Origin of the sequence: Allofournierella sp. CML151 (assembly GCF_027853465.1) — a bacterium.
Classification (GTDB): Bacteria; Bacillota; Clostridia; order Oscillospirales; family Ruminococcaceae; genus Allofournierella.
On sequence record NZ_JAPNNW010000032.1, the window covers coordinates 1 to 12,366 of the forward strand.

Genomic DNA, 12,366 nt, shown 5'->3' on the forward strand with positions numbered 1-12,366 from the left:
AAAGCCGCATCCAACCGGATGCGGCTTTTTGTGTGCTGTGGAGCGGGCGGGCAAATTTGACCGGATCTTTACATCCCCTTCACCCAAAAGCGATAGACCCGCCGCCCCGGCAGGTCTAAACTGAAAGCAGAAGAAACAGCAAGCACGTGAGGGGGAAAGAAAAATGAAGAAGAGAAGACAGCTGGATTGGGTAATCGGCTCGCTGCGCACACTGGCGGCACTGGCAGGCGTGCTGCTGCTGGCCTTTGGCGCGGCACCCGGTGCGCTGGCTGCCGGAACCCAGCAGGCGGCGCAGGCTCCGGCCAGAGAGACAGGAACCGTGATCTGGGGCGTGGTGTTCGCGCTGGCGGCGCTGGGCATCATCACCGCCGAGATCGCCAGGAAAAAGTGTACCGTCCGCCGCGATTCCAAACAGAGCTGAAAACGCAGACAAAACAAAAACTTCCCCGGTCTCGATGAAAGAGAAGCGGGGAAGTGAAGAGTGAATAAGGAAAAATCCCGGGCGCATTCGCGTCCGGGATTTTTTGGTGAACCATCGGAGACTCGAACTCCGGACCCTCTGATTAAAAGTCAGATGCTCTACCGACTGAGCTAATGATTCACGCTGTTTACAGCTTGTTTATTATATCAGCCGAAAAAAACTTTGTCAAGCGGTTTTTGAAAAAATTAAATAATGCGCGAATCTGGCCTTTGAAAAAAGAAAAATTACCGGCAAAAATTACAAAGTGTTTACAAACCGTGAAAAAATGAGTATGATAAGGGTAGTCCATCGTTTCAAAGATAAGCGGTTGGGGCGTGGGGGTCCCGGTTCGATCTCCACACCAGAGCCTCGGGAAAATGGTTTGAAATCGTTTCAATAGGTTTGATATACAAACTTTTTCCTGGGATTTTGGCGAAAGTGCGTAAAAATTTCCGTTTGCTTTACAACGATTCGGCGTGGGAGTAAAATGGGAAAAACGGGAGCAAGCGGCTCCCGGCGCGATGATAAGGGCTTTCCGCATGGGTGCGCCCCGGCTGCGGCCTGTGCAAAAAATACACAGACAAATGGAGAGAATTACATGAAGCGATTGATGAGTGTCGTATTGGCTGTTCTCATGGCAGCCAGCGTATTCACTGCCTGCGGCGGTAGCGAGACCGCCAGCGGCGGCGAGGGCGGTCAGGGTGCATCCAGCCCTGCGGCTACGCCGGAGCCCACGCCGGAGCCCTACGAGGCCCAGGTACTTACCGGCTACGAAAAGGACATCGACTACCCGGAAGGTGAGCGCATCACCGGCGTGATGGTGAACAACATCCAGGCCTGCCGGCCTCAGCGCGGCCTTTCCGCAGCGGACATCCTGTTCGAGATCAAGGTGGAAGGCGGCATCACCCGCTTTATGGCCCTGTTCACCGATTACAATGACATTCCTGAGATCGGACCCATCCGTTCCGCCCGTGACCAGTTCTTCCGTCTGGTTCTGCCCTGGCAGCCCCTGTATGTGCATGTGGGCCAGAGCGTGGTGCAGCGCCAGTACATTGAGGACTACGACTACGAGGAGTGGGATCTGGAGGGCAACACCGCCGCCGGTCTGATCTACCGTGACAAGAACCGCCGCAACTGGGCGGGCAACACGGTGGCCACCGAGCACACTGCCTACACCAACGGCGAAAAGATTGCCGAGTACATTGAAAGCCAGAACATCGACGACCGCCGCAGCTACAACTCCACCTTCTTTGACTTTGTGGATTACCGCGATGCGGCCGTGATTCCGGAGGGTGCCTTCGTGGACGGCGACAACAACGCTGAGCGTGTGACCATCCGCCACTCTCAGAGCTACCGTACCCAGTTCGACTACGACGCCTCTCTGGGCCAGTACAAGATGGCGCAGTATTACTCCAGCCTGGGCAGCTACCGGGATACCATCGATGAGAACAACGACCAGCAGCTCATGTTCGACAACGTGATCGTGCTGTTCACCGACATCCACACCTATCCCGGCCACGAGGCCAAGGACCTGCAGTACGCGGAGTACAGCTGGGGCGGTGTTGGCTACTACTGCTACGGCGGCAAGATCGAGAAGATCCGCTGGGAGAAGGGCACTCCGCTGGATACCCTGCGTCTGGTTACCTTCGATACCCAGGAGCCCTTCGAGGTCAACTGCGGCAAGAGCTATGTGACCGTGGTGGACATCGACGAGGCCGAGAACTTCAAGTGGGAGCCGCTGGCCACTGCGCAGGACACCCAGGAAGCGCCCACCAGCGAGACCTTCGTGGAAAGCGACGATTGATCATAGTCTGATCCAGGGCCTGTCTGCCAAAATGGACAGGCCCTGTTTTACACTTTCACAGCAACAAACAGGGGAAGGGGAAACACAAAATGAAAGCATGCTACAAAGCGGCGGCGCTGGTGCTGAGCCTGGCGCTGCTGGCCGGCTGCGGCAAGGGGGCGGATTCCTCCCAGGCACAGCCGTCGTCCCAGACCGCATCCAGCCAGGCGGCCTCCTCGCAGGCCGAGCCCCAGGCGCCGCAGCTGCCGGAAACCGAGAACGACATGCCGCTGCCCGCAGAGGGCATCAGTGCGCTCTCCGGCCGGGAAACCGAATATTACGGCCAGCGTCCGGTGGCGGTGATGCTCTACAACAATAAGGCGGCCTGGCCCCAGTGGGGCATCGGGGATACCGAGCTGCTGATCGAAGCCAACACCGAAGGCCAGGATACCTGGATGATGGCCTTGTATGACGGGCCGGACGCCCTGCAGAAGGTGGGGCCGGTGGGCCAGGGCCGGGATCTGTTTTTGCAGATGGTAATGCCGCTGCAGGCAATTCCCATGTATGTGGGCAGTGATGTGTACGCCTCCAACCTGGTGAACTACTACAACTATCAGCCGCTGGACGGCGTTTATACCGGCACCACCGCCTTTGACCTGGACAAAGACCGGGCCAAGATCTACGCGGAGCAGTACAGCTGGTACACCACCAGCAGTCTGTTGCCCGGCGCACTGGGACTGTACGGCCAGAGCAGCGAGGGTGAGACCCACAGCTTCTTCCAGTTTGCCGAGGGCAGCACGCCTCAGAATACCCAGGGCTACGAGCTGGCCATCACCTACGGCAGCGAGCGCACTGCCCGCCTGGTTTATAACACGGAGGATGAGCGGTACTACCTGCGGGAGGGCGATACGCCCCAGACCGATGCGGGCCGCCCGGACGACAGTGAGGTACGGTTCTCCAATGTAATCCTGCTCATGGCCTCCAGCGGAATGAAGGACAACGGCGTGACCCGCCAGTACGATCTGAGCGGCGGTCAGGGCTTGTATCTGTCCGGCGGCGGCGTGCAGACCATCCGTTGGGAAAAGGGCGATGCCATGGCACCGTTGAAGCTGTACGACGAGAGCGGCAATATGCTCAACGTGCAGCCCGGCCGGACTTATATGGGGATTTACGGTGGCTTCGAGGGCCAGAGCCTGAAATTGCTGGACGCCTCGGGCGCCGAACAGGCGCTGCCTTCGGCCCCTGCTCCGCTGCCCACTGCCGTGCCCACCCCCAGCCCGGAACCTACGCCGGAGCCCACGCCCGCGCCCACACCGGAACCCACACCGGAGGCGGCGCCTGCTTCTGAACCCGCGCCCGTCTCTGAACCCGCGCCCATCTCTGAGCCCGCGGTTGCCTCTGAGCCCGCGGCTGAATCCCAGCCCAGCGAAGGCTGACGGGATTTGAAGCACTATGCTGCCGGCAAAGGCGGCGAAAACTGACAAAGAAAAAGCGGCGAAAAAGCGGCGAAAGTTTATTCTTTCGCCGCTTTTTTGTTGGAGTCTGCACCCGGCGGGCAGCCGGTAAAAGGCAGTTTTGTGCGGTTTCGCCATGGCGAATTCCGTTCGAGAGCGGTATAATGGAACTGTTGTGTCAAAAGAGGGGGAAAGAGCCATGACGGCAGTTTTTGTAAAATCCGCATCCTTTTTATTTGTGATCCTGCTGGGGATCGTGTTCCGGGCCATTGGAATCTTCGGGGAAAAGGACCACCGGGTGATCAGTAACATCGTGCTGAAGATCACCCTGCCCGCCGCAGTGATCAGCAGCACCGCCAATATGACCTGGAAGCCGGAGCTGCTGCTGATTCCGGTGCTGGCGCTGGTGGCCAGCTGGCTGCTGATCGGGCTGGGGATGCTGATGAGTCGGGGCAAAGAGAAAGGGGAACGGGTGCTGAATATGCTCAATTTCCCGGGCTGGAACATCGGTGCCTTTGCACTGCCCTTTCTGCAGAGCTTTCTGGGAGCGGAGGCTGTGATGGGTGCATGTCTGTTCGATGTGGGCAACTCCATCATGTGTACCGGCGGCACCTATGCACTGGTTTCGGTGGTGTGCGGCGGTGAAAAGCCGGATTTGAAAAGCGTGGGCAAAAAGCTGCTCACTTCGGTACCCTTTGTGACCTATGTGACCATGCTGGTGCTGGTAATTCTGGGGGTCACGGTGCCCCAGGGGCTGCTGGATTTCATCAGTCCCATCGCCTCGGCCAATCCGTTTCTGGCCATGCTGATGGTAGGGGCCATGTTCCGGATTGAGGCCAAGCCGGAATACCTGTGGAGCGCAGTGCGGGTGCTGGGGGTTCGCCTGGTGGCATCGCTGGTATTGGCGGTGGCGGTGTTCTGGCTGGCACCTTTCTCGCTGGCTGTCCGGCAGGGGCTTGCGATTATGGTCTTTGCCCCTATCTCGGTGATCGCTCCCGCCTTCACCGAAAAATGCGGCGGTGATGAAGGCCTGGCCAGCTTCATCAACTCCCTGTCCATCCTGTTGGGGGTGGCGGGCATGCTGGCGGCGGTTTTTGTGCTGGGCGTGATGTGAACCCTGAAAGTCTGAAGCAAAAAGAAAACAGCCCTGAACCATGTGTTTAGGGCTGTTTTTGATGTTAAATAATGAGGTCAGGCTTCCGGCTGATCGTCCAGATAGCCGAAGGGAACGATGTCCACTGCTTCCACAATGCCGTCCCGCATCCAGAGGGTGGTGTCGGTGCGCAGGGTGTAGCCCGCGCCCGGGTCGGCCATCCAGTCCTCGGGCTTGTGGCGGGGCAGGGCCTTCTGGGCCAGCATGCTCATGATCACACCGCCGTGGGTCACGCAGGCAGCTTCCTCGGTGCCGGAGCGGATCAGGTACTCGAACAGCTTCATCAGTGTCTCGCCGCAGCGCCGGTGGAACTGGGCCGTGGGCTCCGCGCCCTGGGGCGTAAAGCCGGAGGTGGGGTCCATCCAGCGGGCGAAGTCCGGCTCGTGCACCAGCTCGCTTACCTTGCGGCCCTCAAATACGCCGAAGCCCGCTTCCCGCAGCTGGTCGATGGACAGCTTGCGCGCGGCGGGAAAGAGAATGTCCGCAGTCTGGGTGGCCCGCAGCAAAGGCGAGGTGAACACCAGCTGGGGCTGGGGGTACTCGAATCGGTCGCGCAGCTCCTCCAGCTGGGCGCGGCCCTCATCGCACAGGGGCAGATCGGTGCCGCCGCCCACATACAGCCCGTCCAGATTGCCCTGGGTCAGCCCGTGGCGGATCAGGTGCAGGGTAAAGGTCTTCAAAAAAATCCCTCCTGAAAGCAAAGAAAATGATTACAAAATGGTAACATAATACTAAATGGAAAATTCTTGAAACACAATATTTAGAAAAGAACTCCTGATTATTATCATACATCTAGGTGCCAAAGTCAATATTGGGCAAAAGCTACGAAAAAACCAATAGAATATTGGCGAAATTTGTATTTACAAAGCGTTTTGGTTGTTTTATAATTTACGATACGTAATTGTATCTGCGGGTGGCCTGTGCCAGGCGCAGACAGGACGGACTTGCGGAACAAAGAGGTAGATATTGCATGACGACTGAATTTAACCGGATCATTACCCTGCTGCGCAAAGAGCGGGGCATCACCCAGAAGCAGGCAGCTGCGGACCTGGGTGTATCCCAGGCTTTGCTGTCCCACTACGAAAAGGGCATCCGCGAATGCGGCCTGGATTTTGTGGTGCGCGTGGCAGAGTATTACGATGTGTCGTGCGATTACCTGCTGGGCCGCAGCCCGGACCGGAACGGTCTGACCCTGCGGGTGGAGGACATTCCCAGCCCGGACGCCGCGCGGGACAGCATCTATCGCGGCAGCACCCTGCCCACCATGAACAAAAAGCTGATTTCCAACAGCCTGAACATTCTGTATGACAAGCTGGGTGCCAGCCAGAACAGCGATCTGATCAGCGAGGTGAGCGGTTACCTGAGCGTGGCGGTGTACAAGATGTTCCGCCTGCTCTATTCCTCCAACGCCAAGAACGCCAGCAGCCTGTTCAGCGTGAGCAACGGCCGCTGGAACGGCTATTCCTCCGCCGCCATGGACACCGCCGAGGCCAACGTAGCCGCCATCCTGGCCGGGGAAGAGGTGGGCAGCAGCGCCCCCATGAAGGACACCAGCTGCTTTGCCATGACCAGCCAGAGCCTGGAGCAGGATTACCGCCTGTATTCCGGCAGCCTGATGATGCTGATCAAAAACAGCGAGAAGCGCATCGACAAGCAGAAATAAGCGATAAAAAAGAAAAGACCGGAGCCCCGCGGGGTTCCGGTCTTTTTTGTTTGTCTGGAAGCTTACAGCTGGCCGATGGCCTTGCGGCACTCGGCGCAGATGTTGCGGCCGTGGAACTGCACCACGCCCTTGGCCTCGCCGCAGAATACGCAGGCGGGCTGGTACTTCTTCAGAATGATCTCGTCGCCTTCCACGAAGATCTGCAGGGAGGAGTCCTGATCGATCTCCAGTACCCGGCGCAGCTCAATGGGCAGCACAATGCGGCCCAGGTTGTCGATCTTGCGGACCATACCTGTGGATTTCATAATACGATCTCTCCTTTAATTTGGGAATTGGGTTCTTGGGAAAAAGTCGGTTATGGGAACGGGCAAACAGGGAATATCCGCCCGTTTGCTTCATTATAAACCACCATGGAAAAAATGTCAATATATGGTAAATAAATGGAAAATGCTTTTTTTCAAGGCGAAGAGTGCCTCATGGTGGAAAAAAACAGCCCGCCCGGCGGCCGGATGGCGCGCCCGGGCGGGCTGCTGGAACGATACAGGAATTACAGCTGCAGCATGCCCACTTTTTTGTAGACCTTGCTGACCATCCGATCGGCCATACGGCTGGCCTTCTCGGCGCCCTCGGCGAGCACGCCGTCCAGGTACTGCTTGTCGGCCAGGATACGGGCATATTCCTCCTGGATGGGGCGGAAGGCGTCGATCACGCTGCCGGCCACGGCCTCCTTGAACACGCCGTAGCCCTGGCCCTCGAACTCCTTCTCAATGGCGGCGAAGTCCTTGCCGGTGAGCACGCTGTAGATGCTCATCAGGTTGGTCACGCCGGGCTTGTCCTCACTGGCACGTACGGTGCCCTCGCTGTCGGTCACGGCGCGCTTGAACTTGCGCAGGATAGTGTCCGCATCGTCGGTCATCAGAATGAAGCTGTTGGCGTTGGTGTCGGACTTGCTCATCTTCTTTTCCGGCTCCTGCAGGCTCATGATCTTGGCGCCGGTCTTGGCGATGTAGGGCTCAGGCAGGGTGAAGGTGGGGCTGTACTGGTTGTTGAAGCGCTGGGCCACATTGCGGGCCAGCTCCAGGTGCTGCTTCTGGTCCACGCCCACGGGCACCAGGTCCGCGTTGTACACCAGAATGTCCGCCGCCATCAAAACAGGGTAGGTGAACAGGCCGGCGTTCACGTTATCGGCATGCTTGGCGCTCTTGTCCTTGAACTGGGTCATGCGGCCCAGCTCGCCGAACTGGGTGTTGCAGGCCAGAATCCAGGAAAGCTCAGCGTGAGCGCGCACGTGGCTCTGCACGAACAGCACGCTCTTCTCCGGGTCGATGCCGGTGGCCAGCAGCATGGCTGCGGCCTCCCGGGTCTGACGGCGCAGGGCCGCGGGGTCCTGCCGCACGGTGATGGCATGCAGGTTCGCCACCATGTACAGGCAGTCGTATTCTTCCTGTAAAGCGCCCCAGTTGCGCACCGCGCCCACATAGTTGCCCAGGGTAAAGGTACCGGTGGGCTGGATGCCGGACAGGATGCGCTTCTTGCGCTGCATTTCTTCGCTCATTGTTTCTGCCTCATTTCTTTTGGGGCGCCGCAAAACGCCCGTAACTGATACTTGTATTATAGCCTTTGGCCCGCCGCTGTCAAGCCTTACTGGGCCAGCCGCAGAGGATTGCCGCTGTCGGCCAGAGCAGCGTCCAGATAATCGGTGTCGATCAGACCCTCCAGAATGGTGCTCTGCTCGGCCAGCTGCTGTGTGAGCCGGGCATAGACCCGGTCGCCGCCGTGATAGCCGTCGATGTACTCGTCGTCGCTGGTGTCCGGCATATAGCTGAAGTCGTAGACCTCGTAGCCGTAGGGTTCACACAGCTCGGTGAGAATCTTGGGAATCCAGTCAAAGTAGCCGTAGTTGCCGCTCTCGGCCATCCGCTCGTAAACGCTGGGGGCGTAGGGCGGGATGATAAGCACCACCTGGATGCCCTGATCGTTGCACCAGGCCAGCAGCCGCTCCACGACCTCGGTGCTGGTGGGGTATACATACTCGGCGTATTCAAAGCGGTTGGTGCCCTTCAGGATGCGGTCGTAGGTGTCGTGGAAGCCCACGTCGGTGCCCTCCTCCGGGTGATCCAGCAGCCGCCCGTAGCAGTAGCTGCCGTCCGGATTGAAGCCGCTGCCCCGGCCCACCGCCGCCATGCCGTACACATTCGGGTGGGGGGTGAACACATCCAGCAGCGAGTATTTGCCCGCAGCCCAGCCCCGCATAGCCTCGGAAAGGGCGGTCTTGGCGTTAAATTCATAGTGCCCGTAGTCGAAGGCCTCCGGCATGCCGCCGGTGCCCACCCAGGCCTGGTTGAAGAAGTACTGGTCCATCACCATGATCAGGGTGTCGGGCAGGCTTTCCTCGGGCAGGTTTTCCAGAAAATACTGGAACTCGTTGATGTAGCCGCTGCCGCCGCCCGCGTTGTAAAAGCTGTCGGTGGTGAAGAATTCGCTGTGGAACTGCATGCTGCGGCTGGTGCCCAGCACCAGCAGGTCCGCGGCCTTGCCGCTGGCCACCAGGTGCTTGTAGTAACGGGTGTTGTCCCGGTAGGCAAGGCCCAGAAAGGCGGGCTCGCCGTCCAGCACCATCTGGGCCACCTCTTCCTCGGTGCGCCATTCGCCGCTGGTATATACCGCCAGCCCGAACACACCGCACACCAGAATCACCGGCGCGAGGAACAGCGCCACAACTGCCAAAAATCGTTTCATACCGGCCTGTCCTCCTTAAAATGCAAAATAGACGTTCTGCAGGGTGCCCGCCGCACCGAAGAACAGGGTGGCAAACACGCACAGATAGCAAAGCAGCACCAGCAGCACCGGCTTCTGCCGCGCCGCCCAGGCGCCGAAGCCCTCCTTGCGGGCGCACCAGTCGATCCCGGCGGCCAGCAGGGCGAACAGCCCCAGCTGAATCATGCTGGTGGAGGTGTAGCCCAGCTGGGTGAAGCTCTCCTTCAGATACTGCAGGCTGAAGGAGAAGGGCTGGAACAGATACTGGGCCACCAGCTGGGCCTGATGCAGGGTGCCGGTCATGAAGAAAAACCAGCCGATGTTCACCAGCACAAAGGTGAACAGACACCCCACCACCGACCGCAGCGGGCTGTTTTCGCTCTGGCCCAGCGCGCCCCAGGCGGCGGCGCGGACCTTTTTGGTGGCCCGGCCGATCAGCAGGTAAACGCCGTGCAGCGCGCCCCAGACCAGGAAACCGGCGGTGGCGCCGTGCCATGCGCCGGAGAGCACAAAGGTGACCATGGTGGCCACAATCAGCACCGGCACGCCGTTGCGGCTGCCGCCCAGGGGAATGTAAATGTAGTCCCGCAAAAAGCTGGAAAGGCTCACATGCCAGCGCCGCCAGAACTCGCCGATGCTGCGGGAGAAATAGGGGCTGAGGAAGTTTTCCTCCACCCGCAGGCCCAGCAGGTTGGCCACGCCGATGGACATCTGGGAGTAGCTGGCAAAGTCAAAGTACAGATATAAGGTATAGGCCAGCAGCGACCAGACGATGCCCAGGCTGTAGTAGTGGTCCGGCTGGTAGAGCGCGCCCTGGTAGCCCGCCAGCTGGTCTGCCAGGCACTTTTTCAAGAACATGCCCCAGCAAAAGCGCACACAGCCGGTGTAGGCCAGTGCCCGGTCGAAGGTCATCGCAGGGGCCTTCAGCTGCGGCAGCAGGCTGCCTGCCCGCTGGATGGGGCCGCTGGCCAGCTGGGGGAAAAAGCCCACGTAGTTGAAGTAGCACAGGGGGCAGGTTTCGGCCTGGATACGGCCCTTGGTCACATCTGCCAGATAGCTGATGGTCTTGAACACGTAAAAGCTCAGGCCCACCGGAGCCACCAGCCCCTCAAACAGGGCAGGGGAGGCAAGCGGCAGGTATTTGTAGGCCGCCAGGGGAACCAGCCCCAGCAGGATGCCCAGCCACATGGCCGCGCGGCCGCCGCCCTTCTGGGCCCACAGCCCGCACAGGTAGCCCGCCAGGCAGATGAGCACCAGGCAGATTACGGCCTTGGCACCGAACAGCCCGGCAAAGAAAAGGTTCGCCGCCGCCAGCAGCCAGGGCCGGGCCTTGGCGGGCAGACCCCACCACCCGGCGAACACAAGCACGCCGAACCCGGCGAAGGACAAAGAAAGAAAATTCATGGAAACGCTCCTTTTTGCATGGAAAATGCCATTGGGTCTTTTCCTATTATAATAAAAGGGGCAAGGGCTTGTAAAGCGAAGAAGTTGGGCGCCCCGGTTGACAAGCCGATGTGCGGCCCTTACAATAAACAAGAGAAACAAACCGCCCGGCCCGCATTGCTTGCCGCCCCGGGCGCGTGAGGATAAAAGGAGTAGAAACGATCATGGCGAACAATACCGTACGCACCCGTTTTGCGCCCAGCCCCACCGGCTATATGCACGTGGGCAATCTGCGCACCGCTCTGTATGCCTATCTGAAGGCGAAAAGCAAGGATGGCACCTTCATCCTGCGCATTGAAGACACCGACCAGGAACGCTACGTGGAGGGTGCGGTGGACATCATCTACAACACCCTGCGCCAGACCGGTCTGCTGTGGGACGAAGGTCCCGACGTGGGCGGCCCGGTTGGCCCCTATGTGCAGAGCGAGCGCATGGGCATGTTCAAGGAATACGCCGAGCAGCTGGTGAAGGCCGGTCAGGCCTACTACTGCTTCTGCACCCCCGAGCGTCTGGAAAAGATGCGTGAGGAGCAGAAGGCCGGCGGCGCCGTGGTGGGCCATTACGACGGCCACTGCCGCAACCTGAGCCAGGCCGAGATCGACGAGAAGCTGGCCGCGGGCGTACCCTACGTCATCCGCCAGAAGATGCCCAAGGAGGGCGTGACCAGCTTTGACGACGTGGTCTACGGTCACATCGAGGTGAACAACGCCGAGTTGGAGGACCAGATCCTCATCAAGACCGACGGCATGCCCACCTACAACTTCGCCAACGTGGTGGACGACCACCTGATGGGCATCACCCACGTGATCCGCGGCTCGGAGTACCTGTCCAGCGCGCCCAAGTACAACCTGCTGTACCAGGCCTTCGGCTGGGAGGTTCCCACCTACATCCACTGCCCGCCTGTTATGAAGGATGCCCAGAACAAGCTGTCCAAGCGCAACGGCGACGCCTCCTACCAGGATCTGGTGGCCAAGGGCTACCTGAGCGAGGCCATCCTGAACTACATCCTGCTGCTGGGCTGGAGCCCCAAGGGTGAAGAGGAGATCTTCACCCTGGAGGAGATGGTCAAGATTTTTGATGAGTCCGGCATCAGCAAGAGCCCGGCCATCTTTGACCCCCTGAAGCTGCGGGCCATCAACGCGGAGTACATCCGCCGTCTGCCCGCCGAGAAGTTCCGCGAAATGGCCGATCCCTGGATTGACCAGGCCGTGCATGTGGAGATCGACCGCGACCTGCTCTGCGCCAACCTGCAGCCCCGCTGCGAGGTGCTGGGCGAGATCCCCGAGCAGCTGGACTTCTTCGACGCCGTGGTGCCCTACACCACCGACCTGTACACCAACAAGAAACAGAAGACCAACCCCGAGACCGCAAAGCAGGCCCTGGAGGCCCTGCTGCCCCTGCTGGAGAACCTGGCGGACTGGAACCGGGACGCCATCTTTGAGGCCTGCAAGGTGAAGGCCGAGGAGATGGGCGTGAAGAACGGCTGGCTGCTGTTCCCGCTGGGCATCGCTCTGTCCGGCAAGCAGCGCACCCCCGGCGGCGGTACCGATCTGGCCGCCATGATGGGCCGTGAGGAGACCGTCAAGCGCATCCGCGCCGCTCTGGAGCTGCTGTAAAAAGCATTTTGCCCGCTTTCCCTTTGGAAAGCGGGCT

Annotated in this window: 12 protein-coding genes and 1 tRNA gene; 7 read left to right on the forward strand and 6 right to left on the reverse strand. The window is 59.8% G+C overall.

The annotated features are described in order from the left end of the window. Window positions 1-163 precede the first annotated feature (163 nt). Window positions 164-421, forward strand: a complete 258-nt coding sequence (locus PH256_RS14830; RefSeq protein ID WP_270914782.1) for a hypothetical protein — start codon at window positions 164-166, stop codon at window positions 419-421. Window positions 422-525: 104 nt separating this feature from the next. Here the strand turns inward: PH256_RS14830 and PH256_RS14835 are convergent. Then, window positions 526-601: transfer RNA gene (locus PH256_RS14835), tRNA-Lys, on the reverse strand. A gap of 457 nt (window positions 602-1,058) precedes the next feature. On the opposite strand from PH256_RS14835, the gene PH256_RS14840 reads away from it, so the two are divergent. The 3 genes from PH256_RS14840 to PH256_RS14850 all read left to right on the forward strand — a co-directional run bounded on the left by PH256_RS14840 (window position 1,059) and on the right by PH256_RS14850 (window position 4,811). Then, a complete protein-coding gene (locus tag PH256_RS14840) occupies window positions 1,059-2,264 on the forward strand; it encodes a DUF3048 domain-containing protein (RefSeq protein WP_270914783.1) in 1,206 nt (401 codons plus the stop codon). An 89-nt stretch (window positions 2,265-2,353) separates the two neighbouring features. Further along, entirely contained in the window at window positions 2,354-3,679 is a 1,326-nt protein-coding gene (locus PH256_RS14845; RefSeq protein ID WP_270914784.1) for a DUF3048 domain-containing protein, read from the forward strand. Between the two features lie 217 nt (window positions 3,680-3,896). Next, window positions 3,897-4,811 carry an AEC family transporter gene (locus PH256_RS14850; protein WP_087185507.1) on the forward strand — a complete coding sequence of 305 codons (915 nt, stop codon included), beginning with the start codon at window positions 3,897-3,899 and terminating at the stop codon, window positions 4,809-4,811. Window positions 4,812-4,888: 77 nt separating this feature from the next. Here the strand turns inward: PH256_RS14850 and PH256_RS14855 are convergent, their stop codons facing one another. After that, window positions 4,889-5,530, reverse strand: a complete 642-nt coding sequence (locus tag PH256_RS14855; RefSeq protein WP_270914785.1) for a histidine phosphatase family protein — start codon at window positions 5,528-5,530, stop codon at window positions 4,889-4,891. A gap of 290 nt (window positions 5,531-5,820) precedes the next feature. On the opposite strand from PH256_RS14855, the gene PH256_RS14860 reads away from it, so the two are divergent. Next, window positions 5,821-6,513, forward strand: a complete 693-nt coding sequence (locus tag PH256_RS14860; RefSeq protein WP_087185509.1) for a helix-turn-helix domain-containing protein — start codon at window positions 5,821-5,823, stop codon at window positions 6,511-6,513. Window positions 6,514-6,575: 62 nt separating this feature from the next. Here PH256_RS14860 and PH256_RS14865 read toward each other — a convergent pair whose 3' ends face one another. The 4 genes from PH256_RS14865 to PH256_RS14880 all read right to left on the reverse strand — a co-directional run bounded on the left by PH256_RS14865 (window position 6,576) and on the right by PH256_RS14880 (window position 10,674). After that, a complete protein-coding gene (locus PH256_RS14865) occupies window positions 6,576-6,818 on the reverse strand; it encodes an AbrB/MazE/SpoVT family DNA-binding domain-containing protein (protein WP_087185510.1) in 243 nt (80 codons plus the stop codon). 242 nt (window positions 6,819-7,060) lie between these two features. Then, window positions 7,061-8,068 carry a tryptophan--tRNA ligase gene (gene trpS / locus PH256_RS14870; RefSeq protein ID WP_270914786.1) on the reverse strand — a complete coding sequence of 336 codons (1,008 nt, stop codon included), beginning with the start codon at window positions 8,066-8,068 and terminating at the stop codon, window positions 7,061-7,063. Window positions 8,069-8,154: 86 nt separating this feature from the next. Then, the gene (locus PH256_RS14875) at window positions 8,155-9,252 is read right to left on the reverse strand and encodes a hypothetical protein (protein WP_087185512.1); all 1,098 of its coding nucleotides are present in this window, start codon (window positions 9,250-9,252) and stop codon (window positions 8,155-8,157) included. A gap of 15 nt (window positions 9,253-9,267) precedes the next feature. Then, window positions 9,268-10,674: an MBOAT family O-acyltransferase gene (locus PH256_RS14880; protein WP_270914787.1), complete on the reverse strand. Its 1,407-nt coding sequence runs from the start codon at window positions 10,672-10,674 to the stop codon at window positions 9,268-9,270. Window positions 10,675-10,692: 18 nt separating this feature from the next. On the opposite strand from PH256_RS14880, the gene PH256_RS14885 reads away from it, so the two are divergent. Together PH256_RS14885 and gltX are read left to right on the forward strand one after the other, a co-directional pair. Continuing rightward, window positions 10,693-10,854 (forward strand): hypothetical protein, encoded by a 162-nt coding sequence (locus PH256_RS14885; protein ID WP_270914788.1) that lies wholly within the window; start codon window positions 10,693-10,695, stop codon window positions 10,852-10,854. Between the two features lie 23 nt (window positions 10,855-10,877). Further along, complete coding sequence (gene gltX / locus PH256_RS14890) at window positions 10,878-12,329, forward strand: glutamate--tRNA ligase (protein ID WP_270914789.1); 1,452 nt, start codon at window positions 10,878-10,880, stop codon at window positions 12,327-12,329. Window positions 12,330-12,366 lie beyond the last annotated feature (37 nt).